26 protein-coding genes are annotated in these 24,630 nt (G+C 35.1%); 7 read left to right on the top strand and 19 right to left on the bottom strand.

Annotation, left to right across the window (positions count from 1 at the left end; genetic code table 11):
* The first annotated feature begins 341 nt into the window (after nt 1-341).
* Nucleotides 342-1,064 (top strand): FAD-binding oxidoreductase, encoded by a 723-nt coding sequence (locus HX004_RS06145; RefSeq protein WP_286441468.1) that lies wholly within the window; start codon nt 342-344, stop codon nt 1,062-1,064.
* Nucleotides 1,065-1,109: 45 nt separating this feature from the next.
* Here HX004_RS06145 and HX004_RS06140 read toward each other — a convergent pair whose 3' ends face one another.
* From HX004_RS06140 to HX004_RS06120, 5 genes are all read right to left on the bottom strand, one after another.
* Nucleotides 1,110-1,532 carry a GNAT family N-acetyltransferase gene (locus HX004_RS06140; protein WP_286441467.1) on the bottom strand — a complete coding sequence of 141 codons (423 nt, stop codon included), beginning with the start codon at nt 1,530-1,532 and terminating at the stop codon, nt 1,110-1,112.
* Between the two features lie 58 nt (nt 1,533-1,590).
* Nucleotides 1,591-2,169, bottom strand: coding sequence for a Crp/Fnr family transcriptional regulator (locus HX004_RS06135; RefSeq protein ID WP_286441466.1), 579 nt, complete (start codon nt 2,167-2,169; stop codon nt 1,591-1,593).
* Between the two features lie 52 nt (nt 2,170-2,221).
* Nucleotides 2,222-2,746 carry a GNAT family N-acetyltransferase gene (locus tag HX004_RS06130; RefSeq protein WP_286441465.1) on the bottom strand — a complete coding sequence of 175 codons (525 nt, stop codon included), beginning with the start codon at nt 2,744-2,746 and terminating at the stop codon, nt 2,222-2,224.
* On the bottom strand, nt 2,736-4,631 hold the full coding sequence (locus HX004_RS06125) for an endonuclease MutS2 (protein WP_286441464.1): 1,896 nt from the start codon (nt 4,629-4,631) through the stop codon (nt 2,736-2,738). The genes HX004_RS06130 and HX004_RS06125 overlap by 11 nt, the downstream gene beginning before the upstream one ends.
* A gap of 97 nt (nt 4,632-4,728) precedes the next feature.
* A complete protein-coding gene (locus HX004_RS06120; protein WP_286441463.1) occupies nt 4,729-5,334 on the bottom strand; it encodes a GNAT family N-acetyltransferase in 606 nt (201 codons plus the stop codon).
* An 87-nt stretch (nt 5,335-5,421) separates the two neighbouring features.
* Here HX004_RS06120 and HX004_RS06115 point away from each other — a divergent pair, with 87 nt between their 5' ends.
* The gene (locus HX004_RS06115; protein ID WP_286441462.1) at nt 5,422-6,246 is read left to right on the top strand and encodes a helix-turn-helix domain-containing protein; all 825 of its coding nucleotides are present in this window, start codon (nt 5,422-5,424) and stop codon (nt 6,244-6,246) included.
* 64 nt (nt 6,247-6,310) lie between these two features.
* Here HX004_RS06115 and HX004_RS06110 read toward each other — a convergent pair whose 3' ends face one another.
* The 5 genes from HX004_RS06110 to HX004_RS06090 all read right to left on the bottom strand — a co-directional run bounded on the left by HX004_RS06110 (nt 6,311) and on the right by HX004_RS06090 (nt 10,603).
* On the bottom strand, nt 6,311-7,534 hold the full coding sequence (locus HX004_RS06110; protein ID WP_286441461.1) for an NADH:flavin oxidoreductase: 1,224 nt from the start codon (nt 7,532-7,534) through the stop codon (nt 6,311-6,313).
* A 123-nt stretch (nt 7,535-7,657) separates the two neighbouring features.
* Nucleotides 7,658-8,470, bottom strand: a complete 813-nt coding sequence (locus tag HX004_RS06105) for a helix-turn-helix domain-containing protein (protein WP_286441460.1) — start codon at nt 8,468-8,470, stop codon at nt 7,658-7,660.
* A 245-nt stretch (nt 8,471-8,715) separates the two neighbouring features.
* Nucleotides 8,716-9,264, bottom strand: coding sequence for a chromate transporter (locus HX004_RS06100; protein ID WP_286441459.1), 549 nt, complete (start codon nt 9,262-9,264; stop codon nt 8,716-8,718).
* Complete coding sequence (locus HX004_RS06095) at nt 9,261-9,803, bottom strand: chromate transporter (RefSeq protein WP_286441458.1); 543 nt, start codon at nt 9,801-9,803, stop codon at nt 9,261-9,263. The genes HX004_RS06100 and HX004_RS06095 overlap by 4 nt, the downstream gene beginning before the upstream one ends.
* A gap of 143 nt (nt 9,804-9,946) precedes the next feature.
* Nucleotides 9,947-10,603: a response regulator transcription factor gene (locus HX004_RS06090; RefSeq protein WP_286441457.1), complete on the bottom strand. Its 657-nt coding sequence runs from the start codon at nt 10,601-10,603 to the stop codon at nt 9,947-9,949.
* A gap of 397 nt (nt 10,604-11,000) precedes the next feature.
* Here HX004_RS06090 and HX004_RS06085 point away from each other — a divergent pair, with 397 nt between their 5' ends.
* From HX004_RS06085 to HX004_RS06070, 4 genes are all read left to right on the top strand, one after another.
* Nucleotides 11,001-11,648 carry a DUF2589 domain-containing protein gene (locus tag HX004_RS06085; RefSeq protein ID WP_286441456.1) on the top strand — a complete coding sequence of 216 codons (648 nt, stop codon included), beginning with the start codon at nt 11,001-11,003 and terminating at the stop codon, nt 11,646-11,648.
* Nucleotides 11,649-11,764: 116 nt separating this feature from the next.
* Nucleotides 11,765-12,361 carry a DUF2589 domain-containing protein gene (locus tag HX004_RS06080; protein WP_286441455.1) on the top strand — a complete coding sequence of 199 codons (597 nt, stop codon included), beginning with the start codon at nt 11,765-11,767 and terminating at the stop codon, nt 12,359-12,361.
* A 2-nt stretch (nt 12,362-12,363) separates the two neighbouring features.
* A complete protein-coding gene (locus tag HX004_RS06075) occupies nt 12,364-12,561 on the top strand; it encodes a hypothetical protein (protein WP_286441454.1) in 198 nt (65 codons plus the stop codon).
* Nucleotides 12,558-13,079, top strand: coding sequence for a DUF2589 domain-containing protein (locus HX004_RS06070; protein ID WP_286441453.1), 522 nt, complete (start codon nt 12,558-12,560; stop codon nt 13,077-13,079). The genes HX004_RS06075 and HX004_RS06070 overlap by 4 nt, the downstream gene beginning before the upstream one ends.
* A gap of 322 nt (nt 13,080-13,401) precedes the next feature.
* On the opposite strand, the gene HX004_RS06065 is transcribed toward HX004_RS06070, so the two are convergent.
* The 3 genes from HX004_RS06065 to HX004_RS06055 form a co-directional block, all read right to left on the bottom strand.
* Nucleotides 13,402-13,974 (bottom strand): NAD(P)H-dependent oxidoreductase, encoded by a 573-nt coding sequence (locus HX004_RS06065; protein ID WP_286441452.1) that lies wholly within the window; start codon nt 13,972-13,974, stop codon nt 13,402-13,404.
* 83 nt (nt 13,975-14,057) lie between these two features.
* Nucleotides 14,058-14,624: a Crp/Fnr family transcriptional regulator gene (locus HX004_RS06060; RefSeq protein WP_286441451.1), complete on the bottom strand. Its 567-nt coding sequence runs from the start codon at nt 14,622-14,624 to the stop codon at nt 14,058-14,060.
* A gap of 105 nt (nt 14,625-14,729) precedes the next feature.
* A complete protein-coding gene (locus HX004_RS06055) occupies nt 14,730-16,190 on the bottom strand; it encodes a S41 family peptidase (protein ID WP_286441450.1) in 1,461 nt (486 codons plus the stop codon).
* Nucleotides 16,191-16,571: 381 nt separating this feature from the next.
* On the opposite strand from HX004_RS06055, the gene HX004_RS06050 reads away from it, so the two are divergent.
* Nucleotides 16,572-17,558 carry a diaminopimelate dehydrogenase gene (locus HX004_RS06050; RefSeq protein ID WP_286441449.1) on the top strand — a complete coding sequence of 329 codons (987 nt, stop codon included), beginning with the start codon at nt 16,572-16,574 and terminating at the stop codon, nt 17,556-17,558.
* A 64-nt stretch (nt 17,559-17,622) separates the two neighbouring features.
* Here HX004_RS06050 and HX004_RS06045 read toward each other — a convergent pair whose 3' ends face one another.
* The 6 genes from HX004_RS06045 to HX004_RS06020 all read right to left on the bottom strand — a co-directional run bounded on the left by HX004_RS06045 (nt 17,623) and on the right by HX004_RS06020 (nt 24,615).
* Nucleotides 17,623-18,408, bottom strand: a complete 786-nt coding sequence (locus HX004_RS06045) for an enoyl-CoA hydratase/isomerase family protein (RefSeq protein WP_286441448.1) — start codon at nt 18,406-18,408, stop codon at nt 17,623-17,625.
* Nucleotides 18,408-19,289, bottom strand: a complete 882-nt coding sequence (gene mmsB / locus HX004_RS06040; protein ID WP_286441447.1) for a 3-hydroxyisobutyrate dehydrogenase — start codon at nt 19,287-19,289, stop codon at nt 18,408-18,410. Before mmsB ends, HX004_RS06045 begins: the two co-directional genes overlap by 1 nt.
* 6 nt (nt 19,290-19,295) lie before the next feature.
* Nucleotides 19,296-20,402, bottom strand: coding sequence for an enoyl-CoA hydratase/isomerase family protein (locus HX004_RS06035; RefSeq protein ID WP_286441445.1), 1,107 nt, complete (start codon nt 20,400-20,402; stop codon nt 19,296-19,298).
* Between the two features lie 6 nt (nt 20,403-20,408).
* Nucleotides 20,409-21,569 carry an acyl-CoA dehydrogenase family protein gene (locus HX004_RS06030; RefSeq protein WP_286441444.1) on the bottom strand — a complete coding sequence of 387 codons (1,161 nt, stop codon included), beginning with the start codon at nt 21,567-21,569 and terminating at the stop codon, nt 20,409-20,411.
* Between the two features lie 12 nt (nt 21,570-21,581).
* Nucleotides 21,582-23,078, bottom strand: coding sequence for a CoA-acylating methylmalonate-semialdehyde dehydrogenase (locus HX004_RS06025; RefSeq protein WP_286441443.1), 1,497 nt, complete (start codon nt 23,076-23,078; stop codon nt 21,582-21,584).
* 85 nt (nt 23,079-23,163) lie between these two features.
* A complete protein-coding gene (locus HX004_RS06020) occupies nt 23,164-24,615 on the bottom strand; it encodes a bifunctional 2-methylcitrate dehydratase/aconitate hydratase (protein WP_286441442.1) in 1,452 nt (483 codons plus the stop codon).
* Nucleotides 24,616-24,630 lie beyond the last annotated feature (15 nt).

Raw genomic sequence — 24,630 nt, 5'->3', positions numbered from 1 at the left:
TGCTTGATTTTATTTGAAACTGTTAATTTTATCAAAACAAAATAAGGTTTTTTTAGTAAAAATAACGCTAGGTGTTTCTTCTTATTTTTCAACTATTTTCAAATAAGCACCAATATAGTAATTATAATGGAATTGATTCAGAAATTTATCTAAATAATCGAAGAAAATACTTTAACCGAATGAGGTGAAATTTAGTTAAAATTGATTTATGTTAATAAAAACAAAATATAATCGAAAATATTATTTTTTTTGCTTAAAAAAAACTGTGTTTTGTCCATTCACTACAGCTTTTACTCCTCTTCATATCTTCTTATTCTAGACTATGTTTGTAAAAAAAATAAATGTTATCAAATACCGTTAGAAAAATCCTAGATTTTCTGGATATTGCCCCCCTTAAAGTTCCTCAAGCAGAAGTAGTCGATATTGAGGTTCTCTCTCCTTCGCTTAAGAAAATTAGGTTAAAAGGTCAATTTCAAAAGCTTCCATTTGAAAGTGGTTCTTATGTCAGTTTTAAACTCAATTATATACAAACAAGAAAATATACCGTTTCTACTTTAGATAAAGTAAAAGGGTGTCTAGAATTTATCGTATATAGGCACAAGTATAAAGGTAGTGGGCAAACGTATATGAATCAATTGACTATAGGGGATAAAATAAGTATGAATAGTCTACGTGCAAACAGCAACTATTTAGATGTACCAACCGCCAAGTTTATTTTCTTTGGTGATGAAACTTCCCTTGGATTGGGAATTTCTCTATTACAAAAATGGAAACAGATGAACGCCGAATTTCTCTTTCTTTTTGAACTCGATGAAGAAAATCAATTAATTCCAGCACAACTGGGATTTGAACATACCTTGGTTTTTTCCAAAAACAAAATGTTTAGAAATGAAAAAACGATTGGAACACTTGAACCAATCGAATCAATAAAATGGAAAGATGCTGTCTTTCTCTTAACAGGTAATGCCAAATCCATACAAATCTTTAGAAAAGTAATTAAAGATAAAACAACGAGTAAGGTGTATACCCGCGGGTATTGGATCGAGGGCCTTGAGGGATTATAAAGGTAGAATAAATGGTTTAGATTTATTCTACCTGAATTAGAATTTTTATAAGGACATTTGTAGAATCGGATAAGATTTACCTTGTGAATCTAGTTCATTTCTATTGACAATTTTGAACCCTATGTGTTGATAAAAGCCAACAGCTTGATCATTTTGCTCATTGACTTCTACTTGGGTTACTCCTTGTTCTTGAATAGCAAATTCAGTTAATTTTTTTCCAATTCCCTTCCCTCGAATAGTTGCATCAATAAATAACATTTCTAAACTATTTTCAGCTAATCCTATAAAACCAACCAAACGACCTTCTTTTTCATATCCCCATAGAGACACAAAAGAAAAATAGTTTGGTAGATTTTCTTTATAATAGGTAAAATCCTCTTCTTTTAAAAAATTGTGGGTTGCCAAAACAGCACTTTCCCAAATCTCCAACAAGCGTGGGTAGTCCCTTGTATTAATTTGTCGTATCATCATTACTTATTTAGGCTACAAAATTCAGGTCTTTTAAAACAAAAACACTGAACTTAAGTTAAAAAATGCGTTTGCGTATTCGACTTAAGGCCTGAGGAGTAATACCCAAATAAGAGGCGATATCTTTGAGGGGAATATAATTAAGTAATACCCCATACGATGCCACTAATTCTAAATAATATTGCTCAGGTGTGTATTTAATCATCTGTACTTGTCGCTCTAATAATCGATTGAGTAAAATAGCAGTTAGATTCTCGAAAACAGCTTTTAAAGTAGGAATAGTTTGATACAATTTAATAATCTTCTCTTTATCAATGCAGTAAACCTCACAATCAACTAAAGCTTGTACATAAAAAGTAGAACTTTGGTTGAGGGTAAACGAGATATTTGACATGGAGAACGTTCCAGGTCTACAAAACCAGAAGGTTTGCTCTACTCCTTTCTGATCCAACACCCAACAACGCATTATTCCATTGTAAATAAAGTAACTATGTGTTTCTACTTCCCCCTCGCGAACTAAAAATGCATTTTTTTTAATTTGTTTTTTTTCAAAAAAAGTATCAAATAGCTCAAATTCTTTCGTTGTAAATGTTTCAAGCGGAACTCTGAATTCAAGCAACAATTTCTCTAATAGCATCTTTATTTAATTAGGAAGGTAAACTAAAAAGGGCCCAAGGCACTTTCTTTTATTAGATTGTAAAAGCCTCTGGATAGTGAACAACTCCACTACAATGTTGTAGCGCATGCTCTTCAAGTTCAACAACCATGCAATTTTCATCAGGCACATCAAAAGGTAAGTGAATACCAAAGTTACTCGCCTTCTGATAGCCAAACTTAGGATAGTAATTGGCATGTCCTAAAACCACAACAGAGGTGAATCCCAATTGTAAGGCTTGTTTATGACCTATTTCAATCAGTTTTGATCCTATACCACGATGCTGATATGCGGGTAAAACCGCTACAGGAGCCAAAGCTAACGATTGCGTTTCTTTTTGATGGCCAACAATCTTAATACTAGAAAATAAAATATATCCAACAATACGCTGATCCATTTCGCAAACTAAAGATAATTCAGTTATAAAATCTTCCGTTTGACGTAAACGCTCAACTAAAATATGCTCCTGGTGATCACTCATTTCTTCCGTTTCAAAAGCAAGTCGAACGACTTCGTGAATAGCTGTAAAATCTCCTTCTCTTTCTGGTCTAATTATCATCTAATTTCTCAATAAATACTAATTCCTCTAAATTAAGCGTAAATTTCATATTTTCGATTAATACTTTTGCTTTTTTTCCCTTAATGTCTATTAGAACTCCTTCCTTCTTATTTTGCTTAAGTACAACAATATCTCCTATTTGCACTTTTCTTTCTTCCTTCTCTTTTGGTTTTATATACTGACTGTCCCCAAAAGGAGATTCCTTTTGTAAGGAAGAATTTTCTATTTCTTCTTTGTTTTCTTCTTGTTGAAGAGCGGCTACTTTCAAGGCTACAACTTCTTGTAATTCTTTTTCTATTCTTAAATAATTCCCATCAATTTTTTGAGAGGCATTATGTAGAATTTCTTCTGCCAATCCAATTCTACGTGCTACATCTAAAGCGTAAGAACTACCTGGATGTCCTTGAGACAAATGATATAAAGGTTTCATGGACATAAAATCATATAGCATTGCTCCATTTTGCACCCCCTTTGTTCGTTGTGCGAAATCTTTAAGATTATAAAAATGCGTGGTGATCAACCCATAACAAGCTTGTTTATTTAATTGTTCTAAAATACTTTCTGCAATAGCACCTCCTAATTCGGGTTCAGTTCCTCCTCCAAATTCGTCAATGAGAATAAGGGTTCGAGCATTCGCATGCTTTAAAAAAAATTGCATGGTACTTAGATGTGAAGTATAGGTACTCAGATTATTTTCCATACTTTGTCCATCTCCAATATCCAGAAACAAATGCTCAAAAATTCCAATTGTAGAGGTTGGATGCACGGGAATCAATAAGCCACATTGTAGCATATACTGCAACAAGGCTACTGTTTTCAAAGTCACTGATTTGCCCCCTGAATTAGCACCTGAAACAACTAAAATGCGATTATCTTCTTCTAATTTTATTTTTAGTGGAGTTAGGACTTGTCCTTCTTCTTTTAAACGCAAAGCTAATATTGGATGATAAGCATCATTCCAGTGAATTGTAGGCTTGTTAACCACAACAGGTAATATACCTCCAATTTTTAATGCCATTAAAGCTTTAGCACGAATAAAATCAAATGTTCCAATAAACGTATATAATTGATACAAACGGATTTCACTTTGTCGAATACTATTTGTTACCAGAAGCAAAAGACGAACTATTTCTCTTCTTTCTTCTTGTTCTAAAACAAAAAGGCGGGTATTTTCACTGACGAGTTCTTCAGGCTCAATAAAAACTGTTCTTCCCGAACGTGATTCGTCGTGAATGACCCCTTTCATTCGACGCTTAAAAGAAGCTGCAATAGGAATTAACATGCGTCCATCTCGCTCACTTGTAGGTGTTTCTGCATCAATTAATCCTGCTGCTTGTGCTTTGCGCCACAGTGAATCAAACGTTCTTTGAATCGCTTGCTTCAGCTGTGTTTTTTCTTTGCGTATAGAAGCCAATTCCTTCGATGCACTATCGCGAATTTGCCCTTGATGATCCATCAACTGAGTTATTTCTTCGGTCAATTGATCTAAGGGTTCATAATGAGTAGCAAGATGTGCAATTTTGGGATATAGATAACCTTCGTTGTCGTCTTGTGTTGCCAATTGATAGAACTGTTTTCCTTCTCTGAGGGTTTGCAATATGGCTAATAGTTCCTCGACAGTAAGCCAACTCGTCAAATCTTCAGTTATTTGCTGGATAATCAAACGTGTATCAGTATAGGGTGTCCAAGGAAAACGATGTTCTTTTGTCAACAATACTTGACATTCTTTTACCTGCTCTAATTGATAGCTAAGAGATTTAAAATCAGTTTGTATTTTTATTTCATTTATTTTTTCTATGCCCAAAGAGCCTAAACACAACTCTTTAAGCAGTATGCGAATGGCCGTAAAACCACATTTTTCTTCGTAGTTCGATGGAAATATCATCTTGAAGTATTTGTTTAGTTTAATAATTAGTATAAAACAGAGAAAATGAAAAGGAAACTCATATCATATTCGAATTCTATATAAGTTTCCTTCTTGATTATCCCCTTGATTTCCAGTCACTCCTATTCAAACGACTGATGTACTCTACTCTATAATCATTCATGAATTGATTGTATTGATTTTCAACAATATGAGAGTGTTGAAATCCACATTTTTCTTGTGCCTTCTTGGATTTTTCATTTCCTTCAAAGAACCCGCACCAAAGTGTTTCTAACTCAAGCGTTTCAAAACTATGTTGAATAATAACTTCAAGTGCTTCAGGTATTAATCCCTGCCCCCAAAAAGGTACACCTAGCCAATAAGCTACTTCTCCTTCTTTATTGCTAATTGGAAAATTACTATCTTCTCCTATTAATAAGCCAATACAACCAATCGCTCGATTGTTTTCTTTAATAGCCACCGCATAAATTTCTGGCCTAGAAAATACAGATTCAATAATACTTTTACTTTCTTCTACGCTCGTATGTGCCGGCCAACCTGCTACCGGACCTATATTTTCGTCTTTAGCATATCGAAATAAATCTTCTGCATCTGATAATTCCCAAGCTCTGAGAATTAAACGATCTGTTGTAAATTTCATTTTTTTATCTTTATTAATTACTAGAACAAAAGTAGAAGATGCCAACCATTCTAAGTATGGCATAACTTAAGTAGTTTAAGTACTTTTGACAACAAAAAAATGTAGTACAATAAAATATAAAGTATATTTACGTCATAATCAAAACAAAATATGAAGATATCCGCATTTCAAACGACAACTATTGGAATGAGCTTTGGTCAAACAACAGCAGAAAATCAATTGGGATACCCTCTAAAATTGTCTTATCTTGTACTTTTACTTGGATTAGAAGGAGAAGCTACTTTTATACTTAATTTTAAAGAATATCACTTTACTAAGGATACAATTGCAGTACTGTCTAGCGACACAATTGCTTTAATTCAATATAAATCCCTGGATTTTAAAGCGCAATGTTATGCTATTGATCGAACGTTAGCAAGTGAGATTGCTTATGATTTACCTCCTCAATTATTTGGGTTTATCCATGATTATCCGTTACATAAGCTGAATAAAGTAGACAAAAAACAACTCCAATATTGGGATAACCAAATGCTGTATATCTTATCCCATAGCACCGTTTATCAAAGACAAATAGTCAAAAATCACTTCCAGAATTTATTTTTTCGCATGGCAGATTACATGAGTGAACAAGGGGCTTATAAACAAAGAAAATTTAGTAGAAAAGAGGAATTATGTTGGAAATTTTGGGACCTCATTGGACATCATGCGAAAACGCATAGAGAGGTAGCTTTTTATGCAGATAAATTACATATTACCCCTTTTTATCTTGCTCAAATTTCAAAGCTATATCTCAATGATCATCCCAAAGACTTAATCAATCGTCAAGTTATTTTAGAATTAAAAACGCTACTTCGAACGACAAAGAAAAGTATAGGACAAATTGCTACCGAACTTCATTTTGATGACCCTTCTTATATGGGGCGATATTTTAGAAGAGAAATGGGAATTTCTATGAGTGAGTATAGGAGATCTTAGATATAAAAGTGAATCGGACGACCCTATAAAAAGTGTCGCCCGATTCGAGTTATGATAAGAAAAGTTAAACAAATGCCACTTGAGTTGTAGTGGCATAATTCTTCATAAATATACAGTTGGTTGTTGAGTACACTGAGAACATACACTTGTTACAATGAATACACAACCCTGATTTAGTTGGATTATCTTTCATTTTTTGAATCATATCAGGTTCACGTAAGAGAGCTCTTCCTATTGCAACCATAGGGAACCCTTCCTCTACAGCGGTTACAATATGTTCAAAAGTATTAATTCCACCGAGTAAAATTAATTTTGCGTTTTTAACTGTGGTTTGAAATTGACGAGCAGATTCAAGCATATATAAATCGCGATATGGATATTCTCCTAAAATGCGTTTTCCAAACCATTTTACCCCTAACTTCATCATTCCCTTTTGTGTAGCTGCCATTCCGTCAATATCTGTTTCTCCTCTAAATAAGTACATTTGATTCGATACAGAGGATCCCATAGTTAACTCAAAAGCATCAACTACACCCGTTTCATCAAGAATTCTAGCTGTTTCGGTAGATTCTTCTAGCCAGATTGACCCCTTAATACCGTCGTCCATCGAGAGTTTTACGATAATGGCCAACTGATTCTGCACGCGTTCCTTTACTGCTAATAAAATTTCTTTAGCAAAGCGAGTTCTATTTTCAATTGATCCTCCATATTCATCGGTTCTCTTATTTAACCAAGGACTAAAAAAGGAGGAAACTAAATACAAGTGACCAAAGTGAAGTTCGATAGCATCAAAGCCTGATTTTACAGCTACTTCTGCAGCATCGGCAAATTGGATTTTGATTTGTTTCATTTCACTTTGCGTAATAGCACTACACAATTGCATACTTGTTAAATTAAAAAAACGCGAAGGAGCAACAGGACGCACACCTGTAATTTTCTTTGTAGCCACAGGTCCAGCATGACCCAATTGTGCTGAGGCCTTCCCTCCTGCTTCATGCATTGCCTCTGTAAATTTTCGCAATCCTTGGATATTTTCTTTTATCATTAAAATTTCTCCAGGTGCAGCAAATCCCTCTTTTGAAATAGCACAATAAGCCAAAGTTGTCATGCCAATTCCCCCTACTATAAATCCGCGATGAAAGTCAATTAGAGCCTGTGTAACTTTACCTTCTGGGCTTCGCCCTTCACTTGTAGCAGCTTTAATAATGGGATTTCGCAAAGTGATTGGCCCCAATTGAACGGGTTGAAAAATAGTTTCTACAGTTAAATTCTTATCCTTTCTATACATAATTTCATTTTTAGTAAAGCTCTTGAGCTACAAACTACCTGAGCTTTAAACTTATATACTAAAGGTATGCATGAACTTCACTTAATAAAATAGGATAATCACGACTATCGTTGTCAAAAACACCTATAAATAAGAATCTCTATATTCTTTTGGTGAAATTCCTTCAATTTGCTTGAAAGATCTAGAAAAAGAAGAAACCGAATCATAAGACAACTCATAGGCAATTTCTGTAATATCTAAATCACTGGTAGACAAGAGTAATTTGGCTTGCCCCATGCGCAATTCAATCAGAATCTCTTTCGCTGTTTTTCCTGTGATGCTTTTTAAAGTCTCGGAAAGGTATTTAATAGATACTGCCAATTGAGTAGCATAATACTCCAATTTGGTTTGTTCTTTATAAGCATCTCGTGCTAAAATCAAAAATTGCAAAGCCAGATACTCGGCCCGATTATAATTCTGAAACACCGTTTTATCTTGTTTGCTACCCATGTCAATCAACTCTAAAATCAATTCCGTAAAAGTCAAATTAAACAATTGATGGGCAAACAAATGAGCTCTTTGTTTTTCTGCTCTTTGCTTTAACTTTCGAAATAAACCTGTCAGGATATCCTGCTCTTCTTTCGTTAAGTTCCATATGGGAAGGTATTGATACTCAAAAGAAGCAAATGTTTTATGAAAGTTATTTAGCGTTTTGATTTCTTTGAGATAGTCTAAGGAGTATTTTAATCCTATTACTTGGCAATCTTCACTAATATAGGAAAGCTTTTGTACAGCGCTAGGTGTATTGATAATGAGATCTCCTTGATTTGCTGTAATCTCACAAGTTTCCAACCAAAATTTGAGAAACCCTTTTTCGATGAATAAAATAGTAAAATACCCCTCTTCGATTAATACATCGGGTTGTTTATGGTTTTGAAAAACGGAAATCCTTTTCATATTACCTTAATTTTACGCTTACTCAAGATACGCTATTTAATCTGCTTTCTATCAAAAGAAAAAGAAAAAGAAAAAGAACTAATTATAAGTACAAACTGCAAAATGTGTAAGAACTAATGAATTAGACTACTGTCCTAGGTTTATACCGCACAAAATAACAACAGAAAAGTTATGTTCCCTATTTTACATTATTCATCCAATTTAAAAAAGGCAAGAACTCGAAACAACGCTCTTTTCAGTATGTATTAATATAATACAAGGCCTACAACTGCAGCTCCAAATAAAATAAGAATAGGATGTATTTTAAAGCGAATCGAACAGACTAATGCTGCTAAAAATAAAAAGGGGCTATAATAGTCTGGGAAGTTTTCTTTATTGGTTAAAGACAGTGCTGCTAAGGCAATTAAAGATATTCCAAGCGGTTTAATTCCTGCAATCGCATAAGAAAAAAATTTATTAGTTCTAAACTTAAAATAAAAATAGGAAATAAACCCAATCATAATAAAAGCAGGTAAACAAAGAGCAATTGTTGTTAGCGCAGATCCCAATAAAGCGATGTAAACAGGATAACCATTATTAATTAGTGCAGCATACCCAACATAAGTTGCAGTATTAATTCCAATAGGTCCAGGTGTCATTTGAGAAACGGCAACCAAATTTGTAAACTCACCTTTAGAAATCCAATGGTGCTTTTCAACTACTTCTTCTTGAATAAGAGAAAGCATGGCATATCCTCCGCCAAAGCCAAAAGTCCCTATTTTAATAAACACCCAAAATAATTGATAAAAAATCATGCTTTATGTATTGATTTATTGCGCCAACTATGGTATAAAATTCCTCCTAAACATCCGCCAAGAATAATCCAAATTGGAGATACATTTGCTCCCCACATCAATAGCAAGGCGATAAGAGGTAAAAGCAAGCTCTTTATAGTCATTTTATTGATTTGGATAGCCGTATAACAAGGTGCGGCGATTAATGCAACCACAACAGGACGTAATCCCTTAAAAGCCTTAGCAACATAAACATTATCTTGAAAGCGATTAAAGAAAACCGCTACTAAAAGAACGATAACAAAAGGGGCTATTATAGTACCAAGTGCTGCTAAAATTCCTCCCTTTATCCCTCCGATCTTAAATCCAACTAAGGCAGCTATATTCGTTGCAAAAACACCAGGTAGAGATTCTGTTATAGCTAGAAGTTCATAAAATTCATTATAGGTTAACCAAGATCGACTGATAATTTCTTTTTCTATCAAAGGAATTACAGCATATCCTCCACCAATTGTAAAAATACCAATTTTAGTGAAGAGAAAGAAAAGCTTAAATAGCATGGTTTTTTAAGTTTATTTATAGGATAGAAAGTAGAACTAGCAAGATAATCATTTCATTATTTTTGAACGAATAAACAACAGATTAATTTCTTGAAAATTGATTTTTAACAACCTATTTAAGCTGCTTTTAATTTTACCTATTGCTATAAATCAAGAAAAAGAATTCTTTGTTGAATCGCCCATAGTACCAACCCTACAATATTCTTAGTTCCCGTTTTTACAAAAAGTATATTCTTGTAATTCTCTACTGTTTTAGGAGCTATAAACAGACGTTCCCCTATTTCTTTAGCAGTACATTGTTGGGCAAGTAAATAGATAATATCCAATTCCCTTTTTGAAATATTGTATTTTTTGATGGTTAACTCACTGGAGCTATCATAAATAGAATCTTTCAAATATGGAAATTGTTCTTTACTGATATAATGACCTTTGCTCAACACTTCTTTGACAATGCGAATAAAATCAGTTAGTTTAATGTGCTTGGGCAAATAACAAGCAACACCCAATTTAATCATATACCCCACCAAGGATTGGTTGTAATTAGAAGTTAAAACAAGTACAGGAATAGCAATTTGCTCCAATTGAATTAAAGCAAGTACTTGTTCGGCTGTCGTATCTCCCAATTGAAAATCCATAATAATTAAATCTGTATTCTTACAAACAGCAGAAAAAGAGGCATAGAAACTTGCACCATTCTCAAAGGAATAGTTTACCTCAAAATGTTCTGAAGCATTCAAATAATCAGTGATTAATTCGAGAATTAGGGTGTCATTTTCCACGAGGGTAATCTTGTGTTTCATGCTGTATCATTGGAATTACGTTGGTTCAAGGGAACCGGAAGGATTCCCTCTTTTCATTTGAATCTAAGGTGAAGATTAGTGAACCTTGAACATGTAGATCTATTTTTTGATGATCCACTTATCAATCCTAAGCAAATAGTAAGCCATAAGTAAGAAAAGAGTAAAGATCAAGAAGGATAATATTTTGGATTGAAACTACTCGTTATTTTCTTTTGATTTCTTCAAATAAATAACCTAATCCATCCTACTGAAAAAATTAAGAGGAAACGATAAGAGAATTACGAGAGAAAAAGAGAAGGTAAATAAAAAGGCTTTTCCCTTTGAAACTAGGGGGTTTTCACTCTAAAAAAATAGTTTTTTGAAAGTTATTTTTACTCTAAACTTAAAAATAATAATTATGCGTACAAATTTAGTATCAATTTCTCAGCAATTCTCGGGTTTACCCTTGGATGCTTTGATAGGTGGACCATTAAATGCTACGGCAGAGGCGAATGCAAAAATGGCCATTACGCAAACAAGATTCTTATTAGATACTTGCTTTGTGAAAAAAGGAACCGAAGTAGATCCTGTTTATCAACCCATTACAATTAAGATGGAACTCCAGAGAACGTGGATCAAAGAAGATCAATCTGTTGAACAATTTACTACTATTTTTTATCTTCCATTATTGACGGTTATACCCTTAAATGCATTAGCAGTAGATCATGTCAATATTCAGTTTGATATGGAAGTCAATTCGAGTTTTAGTGAGGAAACCTCAAAGGAAAAAACGGAAAAAAAGACTGCAGAAGCTACGTTGGAAGCAAAAATTGGTTTTGGATTATTCTCAGCAGTTATCCATGGAAAAGTAAGTTATGATGCTGCTAGAACGAATCGAACAAATACACATTATCTCAAGAGTAATTCTGCGAAATACACGGTAAATGTTCAAGCCAATCAACTTCCTCTCCCTCCTGGAGTTTCAACTCTGATTGATATTTTTACTAAATCAATTGATTTGATTCCTACTCAAAGTAATTCCAACTCTAACAAACCTTTACAATAGAATGAAGATGAACAAAAAAAAGCAAATAAAAATACCAGTCAAAACAGGTAGTCTTACTGAACCATAAACTTAATGGATACTGATTCAAGCAGCATCTATTTCAAAAATGACATGACATGAAGCGAATCAATACCTCCTCAAAATACAATAGAATTCAAGATTCAGAATTGAATATTGAGTCTATTATTTCTGCTCCCTTAATTGCGCTTTCCAAAGCCAATACGTTAATGCTCAATGGACAGACCTTTGCCCTACTCAATCAGTATTTTATCAAAATAAAAAAGAAAGATAATGCACAATTCCCTTTAAAGGAACAAGTGTATCAACCTAAAATGATCAATATGGTATGGACTCAAAAGAGTACCTTGGATCAAGAACTTAATCAACAAGGCATAATATTCCAAGTTCCTTTAATCTCAATCGCTCCACTCAATTCTATAGCGATTCAGAAAATTACAATTGCCTTCAACTTGGATATTACTTCTATTACGAGTTATGTCAATACAACCAACGATATTATTGAAAGAAAAGCCCAATTGAACGGCAAAATATCTAATGGTAGCCCGGACATGAATCCCTATGAAAAATATAGAAAATCCAATCAGCGTTCATTGAAAATCAATATCCAAGCAGGTAATCTCCCACTTCCATTAGGCGTACTGAGTATTCTAGAATTATATAGCAAAAATATACAACCTTTTAATCCCAAATAATTATGCAAAGACAAACAATCATCATCGCCTGTCCAAACTGTAGTTCAGCAGTTGCGTTAGAGGTCATGCAATTAATATCAGGTACTAAATTTCGTTGTTTCCAATGTAGTGCATTAATTGGATTATCTACTGATAGTACAGCCCTTGTCAAAGAAGCAGTTGAGCGTTATCAATCCACACAAAAAACAGAAAACAAATGAAGAAAAAACCGCTAAGTCTTAAAAAATTTGTTCAAGCTGTTCAAACTGCCATTACAAGCTCCAACGAACAACTAATAGCAAAAAATCTAGCACTATTCGACACCTATTTTATAGAAGAAGAGATCGAAACAACGGATACCAAGGGACAAATGGCAATCAAAAAAAAATTAATTGCCAAAACTGTCGCATTAAATTACCCCCAGTCACCTTCACTTGACACCAAAAGTGAAGAGTCTTTTGCAATATCAAAAGATCCTATTGAAGTACCCTTACTCTCATTAATTCCTTTGAATATGTACGGGATACAAAAAGCAACCTTTGCCGTTGAATTCCATGTCGCAGTCATTGAAGACGAAGTACAACTGTATTTTGATAAACCCAAAGCTACTTTATTTAGAAAAGCGCCTAAAACAAAAAAAAGCAAACTCAAAATTAAATTTAATCCCCAAGACACACCAGAAGGATTAAAGCTTATTAATGAGTGTTATGAGAACTATCTCAAAAGACAAATTACGTAAACACCCTTAGACATATGGAAGTATTACAGCTGGAATGTTTAAGTCCGCATCTTATACAATGGAACATCGTTCTGAAACAAGTAGAATCATACAAAGACATACCAAATCATCCATTGGATGCCTCATTTGTCTTTCTAATTAAGTGCTATCCCAAATACAAAAAACAAATTCCAGATGAAATCATAGGCAATCTAACCTGGTTGATAGCCTATTACAATGGAATACAAGTCAAACGGAAAAAACTACGCTAACAATACGTGATTAAAAAAAGATTTTAATTTTCAAATCACGTATTGTTTATCGTGTATAAAGACGATAGGCTTCAGCGTTTTGCTAGCTTCTCTACTTTTTTCAACCACTTTTCTCGTTTCATCTCTGTTGAATGCCTTACAATTCCAATATAAGTAACTTCTACTTTAGAAACACCACAAAATTGAAGTGTTGATTTTTTTAATTGATTTACACTAGGTCTTCCATAGATCAAACGATAATACCACCCCGGTTGATCCAATGTCGTAATGATATGGGCTGTTTTTCCTTTCAACAATTTATCCCACAACATACTATTTTTTCTATACTGATAGGTAATACCAGGTAAAAAGGTGCGATCAATAAACCCCTTCAACAAGGCAGGTAATCCCCCCCACCATACTGGATGAATCCAAACCAAATGATCGGCCCATTGTATATCCTGAATCGCTTGAACTAAATCAGGTTCTAACTCCATTCGCTTTTGATAGCCAAAACGCAAATTAGAATCAAACACCAAGTCAGCTATAGTTATACTTCTTACAACAGCGCCTTTTGCTTTAGCTCCTTTGACGTAAGCTTCTACCAAACCCGCATTGAAAGAAGTTGGGTTCGGATGTCCATTTAAAATGACTATTTTTTTCATGCTAGAACTTTTTTAGGAATTCCTTCCTTTTTAGGTAGCATCAAAGGTACAAGAGCCCTAATCTTCAAATACCAGACAAATGTCTAAAACGCAATTTCTTTTCTAATTCTACTTAAATGCCGTTGCGTAATTCCCAAATAAGAAGCCAAATACTGCAAGGGAATCAATTGAATAAAGTTAGGGTGATTCAAAAGTAAATTTTTATAACGTTGTTGTGCAGTTTCTCTTTGCAACTGCATGACGCGTTGTTCCAATTCTAAATATTGCTGTTCGGCAATTCGCTTTAAAAAAGTATTCCATTGAGGCAAGTGACAAGCTAAGAAGTCTAAATCTTTTTTTTGAATTACCCATAGCATTGCAGGTGCAATCGCCTGTATATGCTCCACACTTTTTCCTCCTGTGATAAACGCAGAATACGCACCGATTAAATCATTGGGAAAACGAAAGCAATACGTTAATTCATTTCCTTCATCTGTCGTATAATACGAACGAAACAAACCCGATTCTACAAAGGCAATTTCTTCACAGCTCTCTCCCTCTCGAATTAGAAAATCATGTTTAACCAACGTACGCGGTTTAAATAAAGAAACCACAGTAGCAATCTCTTCTGTGGTAAATAAATCAAACGCTTTAAGAAAAAAAGTAAGCATACCAGAACCTTTTAAAAAGCAAAAATACATTTTATATAGCTTCAGTTAACGACTAAAAAGGCCAAGAAATTTGAGCCTTTATACAATTAAACGAAGGTACAATCTTTATTTTTTAATCAAACGCAGAGCTAGATTCATCTCAGCATCTTCGATCGCTTGTAAACCTTCTTGAAATTGATCAGCCGTAATGCTATAATCCGGTCTTACTCCTCTACACGTACAGTCTTTATTTGCTGTTGTATTAAAAAAAAGCTCACTTCTTGGCAAGGCAACAATCGATTCTGTATGAGGTAATTTATAGTTCAAAAACCAAGCTGCTGTCGTAAAGTTACTACAACTTCCTGTCTCCTGCCCGACAATTAATCCACGTTGATTGATTTGAAACATATAGGTAAAATATGCCGCTGCTGATACTGTATTGTTATTTTGCAAGAGAACAACCTCTCCCGTAAATGCATTTTTATCTTGAGGATAATTTTCAACGTAATACTCATCCAAACGATTATTACCATAGTAAAATCCATCCGCCTCATTCAGGTCAAATCGCTGCTTCATGAAGTTATTTAAACTAATAATGTCACTTGCATTGGCAAGTTTATTATTGTCATCTACTAAATTTTCCTTTACGTTAATTGAGGGAACTTTAGTCGCATATTTATAAATATTTTTAAAGTTCTTTTCTCGACTAATAAAAGAATAAAACAAAGGAATATTGGACAAGGATCCTCCTAAATTATCGCGAAGATCCAAAACAAGATATTTTATTCCCTTTTCTTTAATGCTTGTAAATAAATTATTCAAAATATAATAAGCATATTCTTCCGAAAGATTAAAGGATTTAATACTTAAAATATACGTATTCTCATCTAGTTCATATCCATATATACCTGAGGTATAAGCTAAAAGAGTAAAAGGCAAAACTGTTTTATTGTTGTTGTAATCGTATTTTTCATAATTGACTGATTTCACTCTAATACTTTTCACCTGCTTTGAGGAACCTTCCTTATACGTCAAGGTAAAAAATTCAGCTGTAGGAAACTGACAAGATACAGCTAGACTAAAATTCTTTTGTGTTGATGCTACAATATCTCCATCAACTCTATCGGCTACTTGAGCCAATATATCGTTGACAGGCTGTTGATTAACACTAATTATTTCTGCTCCTATTGGAATCGCTTTGGTATATTGATTGACAAATACACGATTGTCATAAACTGTAGTGGCAAAAGGAAAGAAGCGCATCGTTTTCGTTACACTTTCAAAAACAAATGCATCTGGAACTAAATTTACATGTGCATCACGGATTAATGTCAAAGGATTAAAGCGATGAAAATTAATATAAGTCGGATCATTTTCGAGTTTCTTTCGCAATATAGCCGCCTCATTATCAAATGTTTTCTCTGTAATAAATCGAAAAGGATTTGGATGTTGCTCTTTTATGATTCGCACCATAAAATCAAAATCAGCAAGGTATTCATCTTTCGTTATTTCTTTAGAAGGATTTTGAGAAAAACCAAATAAACTGAATAGTAAACAAATAAATAATATTGTTTTATCAATTTTCATCTTTTAAAATCATTTTATTATTAAAAAATACAAATATAAAAAATTAGAAAAACAACAAAGCAACTTGTCTTTATTTTTTTCTAATAAAAATAAAATTGAAAAACAAAAAGAATACAAATAGCTCAATATAAAGAATTATTCACTACTTGATTCAATGCAAAAAAATACAAATCAAAATACAAATCAAAATACAAATCAAAATACAACTAAAAACTCCTAAACAGATGCGTTGCCCTTACAAAAACCTTTTTTGTAAAAGTAAATGGATGGTCTAGGAAAAAGCCAAAGAAATAGAAAACAGATTTTAGTTCTTTCTAACTTTTGAGTACTTTTGGCGGTTTTGAATGCAATATACAGGTATTGCAAAAAAACAACAGAAGTATGATACATTCAACAACCCCTATTCGCATAGGTATTGTAGGTTATGGTAACTTAGGAAAAGGTGTAGAACGTGCAATTGCACAAAATGCCGATTTAGAACTTGTTGCCATTTTTACGAGACGTTCGCCTGAATCTTTAGACACAACAACTAAAGTAGTTTCTTTAGCTAGTGTACTGGATTATAAAACTAAAATAGACGTTATGATTTTATGTGGAGGTTCATCAACAGATTTACCAGAACAAGTCATTCAAATAGCAACTCATTTTAATACCGTAGATAGTTTTGATAACCACGGAGAGATTCCGGCTTACTTTGCAAAAGTAGAGCAATGTACTCAAGCAAATCAAACCTTGAGTTTAATATCAACGGGTTGGGATCCAGGTTTGTTTTCGATGTTGCGTTTGTTAGGAGAATCGATTTTACCACAGGGAGAAACCTATACCTTTTGGGGTAAAGGGTTAAGTCAGGGACATTCGGATGCAATACGTCGTTTAGAAGGAGTTAAGAATGGAGTACAATATACCTTGCCTATTGAACAGGCCTTAGAGCAAGTTCGCGCAGGTCATAATCCTGTATTTACTGCTGCTGAAAAACACCAACGTATTTGTTATGTTGTAGCAGAAGAAGGGGCTGATCAACGACAAATTGAACAAGAAATCAAGACCATGCCCAATTACTTTGAACCTTATGATACAACGGTTCACTTTATTTCGGAAGAGGAATTAAAGCTGAATCACAGTGCCATGCCACATGGCGGTTTTGTTTTGCGATCTGGAGAAACGGGTAATGGGCATCAACAGCATATGGAATTTAGTCTTAAATTAGAAAGTAATCCTGAATTTACTGCCTCTGTTTTAGTAGCTTTTAGTCGTGCAATAGCCAGAATGGCCAAGCAAGGACATAGTGGAGCGAAAACCGTTTATGATATTCCACTGGGCTATTTATCTCCCAAATCTGCGGAACAATTGAGAAAAGAACTTTTGTAGTTTATTTATAAAAAGTAAGGGCGTACTAGAAACAGTACGCCCTTATTATTTGAATTAAAAGTATTTAATTTCCTTTAAAGTCTGGGATTCTTTTTTCAACAAAAGCTCCAATTCCCTCTTTTTGATCGGCTGTAGTAAACAACTGACCAAATAAAGCACCTTCTTGTTTTAATCCTTCGGCTAAAGAAAGATCAAAGCCTGTATGCATCGATACTTTCGCTTTAGCAACCGCAATTGGACCTCTTGAAGCAATTGTTTTTGCCATTGCATAAGCTTGGTTCAACAATTCTTCTGGTGCAATTACGCGATTGACAAATCCCATTGCTTCACAAGCTGTTGCAGTATAGAAATCTCCCGTAAATACCATCTCTTTTGCTTTATATAAACCAATTGCACGTGGCAAACGCTGAGTTCCACCAAAACATGGCAATAAACCTAAAGTAGCTTCTGGTAAACCAAATTTCGCTTTTTCACTTGCTAAAATGATATCACAAGATAAGGCCAACTCACATCCTCCTCCTAAAGCAAAGCCATTTACAGCTGCAATAACTGCGAAGGGCAAGGCTTCAATGGCATTGAATGCTGCTTGAGCCATATATGAAAAATCTGTCGCTTCTTGAGGCGTCATACTTTGCATGGCTTTAATATCTGCACCAGCAACAAAAGCCTTTTCTCCCGAACCTGTAATAATCAAAGCGCGAATATCACCTTTGTTTTTTACTTGTTCTGCAAATGATTTTAATTCCGTCAATACCGTTGCATTCAACGCATTTAGCGCATTGGGACGATTAATCGTCAATGTGCCAATATACCCCTCTTGTTGGTAAATTAAAGTCTCAAAATTCATCATTATTGTTGGTTTAAAAATTTAATAATACTCGAAAAATCGAACTTGCCATTTCCAGCTTCGCTCCACATTCTGTATAAATTTAGAGCTGTACTTCCCAAAGGTGTTGAACTTTTTGTATCTAAGCTTGCTTCTGCTGCTAATCCTAAATCCTTAGTCATCAAATCAACTGCAAAACCACCTGCATATCCTTTTGAAGCAGGAGTATTCTCTGCTACACCCGGATAAGGATTATACACCTCTAAAGACCAGTTTCTGCCAGAACTTTTTTGCATAATTTCACTCAATACTTTAGGATCTAATCCGTGGCGAACTCCTAGATTAATAGCTTCAGATGTACCAATCATGTGAATGGCCAACAACATATTGTTGCAAATTTTAGCCACTTGCCCTGCTCCTGATTCTCCAGCATAAAAGATATTCTGCCCCATTCCTTCTAAAATAGGTTTTGCACGCTCAAAATCTGGAGCTGCTCCCCCTACGATAAAGGTTAAGGTTCCCGCTTGTGCTCCGGCAGTTCCACCAGATACAGGTGCATCAATCATAGCATGTCCTTGTGTCGCAGCTAATGCTGCAACTGTACGAGCCGTGACTGCATCAATTGTACTACTGTCAATCAATACTGCATTAGGCTGTAATTGAGCCATAAATTCTACAGTATACAAATCTGCTACGTGTTTACCTGAAGGCAACATGGAAACAACTACTTCGGCTCCCTTTGCTACTTCTAATGCTGATTTAGCAACTGTTCCTCCTTGAGCAATCAATTGATTTAAAGCAACTTCACTTAAATCAAATCCCGTTACTTGATGTCCTTTTTTAACTAGGTTGGCAGCCATTGGACCACCCATATTTCCTAAGCCTATAAAAGCTATTTTTGCCATACTCTTTTAGTTTTTACCTAAATTCTTTAATACGTCATTTTCTTTCGTCCAAAGAGGCTTAAAGTAACTCTCTACCCAATCAGACGTAACTTCTTCTAAAGTAGCAGGTTGCCATTTAGGAGATTGATCTTTATCTACCAATAAAGCACGTACACCTTCTGCAAAATCAGGGTGAATACAACATTGACAAGCGAGGTTTAATTCTGTTTGAAATACCTGCTCCAAGCTATATTCTTTTCCGTTTTGTAACTGCTTGAAAATAATATGTGCTGAACTCGGAGATCCTTTACTAAAACTTTGCATTCCTGTTTCAATCCAACTGTCTTTTTCAGGACAATTGACTAAGATAGAGCGAAATTCATCTACCGTTTCAACCGCTTCAAATTGCGTGATAAACGATTGGTGCACCTCTGCTTGAGAAATACCAATGGTATAATTTTTCGCAAGATCTGCTAAAATTCCATCAATTTGATTGCCTATATCTGTTGACCAATTAGCCTGTACTAATGCATCTACCACCGCTTGCTTAGCAGTTGATTCCATATAGTAATCAGCCAATCCTAAGAAACGACAATCTGCTGCATCTAAACGAGCCCCTGTTAATCCTAAATAAATTCCATAGGCAGAAGGCATGCGATTTAGAAACCAAGTAGCTCCTACATCTGGAAACAAACCGATGGTAATTTCAGGCATGGCTAGTTTACTTCTTTCCGTTACAATGCGATGCGAAGCTCCAACCATTACTCCAATTCCACCTCCCATTACGATTCCGTGTCCCCATACTATGATAGGTTTCGGATAGGTGTGAATTTCGTAGTTTAAGGCATATTCTTTGGAAAAAAAATCAAAACAACCTTGTGGTACTTTAGCTGCATCTACTGTACGCTGTGCAATAATATTGTCGTACAATTGTCTAACGTCTCCACCCGCACAAAGCGCCTTTTCTCCTGCTCCTTGAATAAAGATACAAGCAACTTCACTCGAATTCTTCCACGAAGCCATAGTCGCAGTTAAAGCTTCTATCATCTCCAGGTTTAACGAATTCAACGTTGCTTCTGAATTCAACGTAATGAAACCTACTTTATTCTTTATTTCTGTTAGTATTAAACTCATGTCTTATTAACGTATTTCAGCAGTTGCACCTTCTTCTAATATTCTTCTCGATATTACCAATTTCATAATTTCATTGGTTCCTTCTACGATTTGGTGAACGCGTGCATCGCGCATTAAGCGCTCTACTGGAAAATCTTGTGTACATCCATATCCTCCTAATAGCTGTAGAGCATCATTACATACTGTAAAGCTGTTATCTGTAGCTAAGCGCTTAGCCATTGCACAATACGTTGTTGCATTAGCGTCTTTTGAATCTAACTTAAATGCCGCTAAATACACCATTTGACGAGCCGCTACCAATTCAGTTACCATATCAGCAATTTTAAATTGCAACGATTGAAATTGGGCCAATGACTTACCAAACTGCATGCGTTCATGCATATAACGCTGTGCTAGATTTAAAGCTCCTTGAGCAGCGCCAACTGAGCAAATACCCACGTTAATACGCCCTCCATCTAATCCTTTTAAAGCAATTTTAAAACCGTCGCCTTCTTTTCCTAAAAGGTTTTCAGCTGGAATTTCAACTTGATCTAAAAAGATAAAACGCGTAGGTTGTGTATTCCATCCTAGTTTCTTTTCTTTTTCTCCGAAACTAATTCCCTTCGCATCTGCAGGTACAACAAAAGCACTGATTCCCTTAGGCCCAGCTTCTCCTGTACGAGCCATTACCACAAGATAATCACTTTCACCTGCTCCTGATATAAAAGCTTTTGTTCCATTTAGGATGTATTTATCTCCTTGTTTTACAGCCGTTGTTTTTAAACTTGCTGCATCAGAACCTGAATCAGGCTCAGTTAAACAATAAGATCCCAACTTAAGACCAGAAGCGAGTTCTGGACAAATAGCCTGACGAACCGTTTCTTTTCCGTAAGTATCAATCATCCATGTTACCATGTTGTGAATGGTAATATAGGCGGTTGTAGAAGGACAAGCCGCTGCTAACTCTTCAAAAATAATAGCAGCATCCAATCTTGAAAAACCTAGTCCTCCAACCTCTTCACGTGTATAAACGCCACAAAAACCTTGTTCTCCAGCTTTTTGAATGGCCTCACGTGGAAATGTTTTATTGGCATCCCAATCTGAGGCATAAGGAGCTAATTCTTTTTCTGCAAAACTCCTTGCCGCATCTTGAAATGCTAATTGATTTTCATCTAAATTAAATTGCATTCTATCCCCTCCTTATTTTAAATTAATCGTCATATTTACATTTCCTCCAGGTACATCTTCCTCAAACCAACGTGCTGTGATGGTTTTGGTTTCTGTATAAAAGCGCACCCCTTGTTTACCATAAGAGTGTAAATCTCCAAAGAATGATTTACGCCATCCTGTGAATGAGAAGAAAGGTAATGGCACTGGAATTGGAAGGTTTACTCCAATTTGTCCGACTTGAATCTCATGTTGAAACTTACGAGCGGCTGCTCCTGAATTTGTAAAAATTGACGTACCATTTCCATAAGGGTTGTCATTGATGATTTGAATTGCCTCATCTAAAGTATCTGCAGTTACTAATAATAAAGCAGGTCCAAAAATTTCTTCTTTGTAGATATCCATATCTGTTGTTACTTTATTGAACAAGGTTGGTCCTACAAAATATCCTTTTTCATACCCTGGTACAACGCAATCGCTTCCATCTAATAATACTTCTGCTCCTTGGTCGTATCCGCTTTTAATCAAACGCAATACTTTTTCTTTGGCTTGTTTGTTGATTAGTGGCCCATAAGCCGCTGCATCGTCAGACCAAACACCTGGTTTGATTGTGCTCAATGCCTCTTTAATCTCATTTACCCAATTTTGTGCTTCTCCTACTAATACAGCTACACTAATAGCCATACAACGCTGACCAGCTGCTCCACATGATGCCCCAACTAAATTGTTGATTACTTGTTGTTTATTTGCATCTGGCATTACCACCATATGATTTTTTGCTCCACCGAATGCTTGTACGCGTTTTAAATTGTGTGTTCCAGTACGATACACATGTTCTGCTACTGGTACAGATCCAACAAATGAAATCGCGCGGATATCCTCGTGGTTTAAAATGTGATTCACTTGATCTTTAGATCCGTGAACAATATTTAAAACACCTTTAGGGAATCCTGCTTGTTGGAATAATTCAGCTAATTTCATCGCTGTCATTGGTGCTTGCTCTGATGGTTTTAAAATAAAAGTATTACCACAGGCAATTGCCATTGGGAACATCCACAATGGGATCATCGCAGGGAAGTTGAAGGGTGTAATTCCCGCACAAACTCCTAAGGGTTGAATATAACTATAAGTATCTACTGCACGAGCTACGTTTTCAACTGTTTCTCCCATCATTAAAGTTGGAATAGAACAAGCGTGCTCCACAACTTCAATACCTCTCCAAACATCTCCCATCGCATCAGCAAACGTTTTTCCATTTTCAGTTGCTAATATTTCTGCGATTTCTTTTTGGTGCTCTTTTAATAAATGTTGATATTTCAAAAATAATCTTGCGCGTTCAGGCGTAGCTACTTCTTTCCAGGTTTTAAATGCTTCTCCTGCTAAAGCAATAGCTTGATCAATTTCTGATAATGTTGTTAAGGGAACTTCTGCAATAATTTCTTGTGTTGCTGGGTTTTCAACTGGTAAATAAGCTGTAGCAGTACTTGCTGTAAACGCTCCGTTTATATATAGGTTTATTTTTTGTGTCATAGTTGTCATAATTTATTGGGGGTTGGGTGGTTGCTTAAGGAACAAGAGTTGATTTTACAATCAACTCTTGTCTTTCTTTATAAGCTTAGATAACTAGTAAGTCAACAAACTCATTTACATTTAGATTCACTAAAGTGTTGTAATCTAAAGAGTTTTCCATTACTACGCGTTGTTGTTTTTCTGGGTAAACACGCGCCAAGTTAATTTTGTATTTTTTGATTAATTCAGGAATACCTTCTTCTCTTCTGCGTTTGTGTCCAATTGGATATTCAACTACTACTTCATCAATAGATGAACCGTCATTGAATGTAATAGTCAATGCATTAGCGATAGAACGTTTTTCTGGATCGTGGTAATCTTTTGTGAACTGAACATCTTCTACACATTCCATTTTATCGCGTAATACGTCGATTCTTGCATCAGAAGCAATATTATCTTCATAATCTGCAGCTGTTAATCTTCCGTAGATTAAAGGCACAGCAATCATATATTGGATACAGTGGTCACGGTCAGCTGGGTTGTCTAATGGACCTTTTTTATCGATAATACGAATAGCTGCTTCGTGTGTGCGAATCGTAATCTTTTTAATATCCTCTGTTGATTTTCCTAATTCTTTTAATTTTCCGTGTAAAGTCATCGCTGCTTCAACTGCAGTTTGAGAGTGGAACTCAGCAGGGAAAGAGATTTTGAACAATACATTCTCCATTACATAAGAAGAATAATCACGTTGGAATTTAAATGCATTTCCTTTGAAAGAAACGTCATAGAATCCCCAAGTTTTAGCTGTTAATACAGATGGATAACCCATTTCTCCTGTTTTAGCCATTAAAGCTAAACGCACTGCACGAGAAGTAGCATCTCCAGCAGCCCATGATTTACGGCTTCCTGTATTTGGAGCATGACGATACGTTCTCAAAGCTTGTCCGTCAACAAAAGCCAATGAAATTGCATTGATCAATTCATCACGAGTTAAGCCGATTAACTTACCTACAACTGCAGTAGAAGCTAATTTCACTAATAATACGTGGTCTAATCCAACGCGGTTAAACGAGTTTTCTAAAGCCATTACTCCTTGCACTTCGTGTGCCATAATCATTGCTTCTAAAACTTGTTTCATTTTTAAAGGTGCTTTTCCTTCTGCAATATTCGTTCTTGACAACCAATCTGCAGTAGCTAAAATACCTCCTAAGTTATCTGAAGGGTGTCCCCACTCTGCTGCTAACCAAGTATCGTTAAAGTCTAACCAACGCACAATTGTTCCAATGTTAAAAGCCGCTTGAATTGGGTCTAACTGAAATTGTGTTCCAGGTACTTTAGCTCCGTTTGGAACGATTGTTCCTTTTACTACAGGTCCTAATAATTTAGTACATGCAGGGTATGTTAAAGCCTCTAACCCACATCCAATCGTGTCTAGTAGACAGTAGTGTGCTGTTTTCCATGCCAAATCATTTTTAATCTCATAGTTTAATACGTAATCCGCAATGTCCACTAATACCTGATCTGGTTGTGGTCTTTCGTTTGAAATGTGTAATGACATTTTAAATTCTTATTT

This window comes from Myroides sp. 1354, from assembly GCF_030324495.1.
GTDB lineage: Bacteria > Bacteroidota > Bacteroidia > Flavobacteriales > Flavobacteriaceae > Flavobacterium.
Note: the sequence above shows the minus strand (reverse complement) of the source record. Positions and strands in the feature narration are given on the sequence as shown.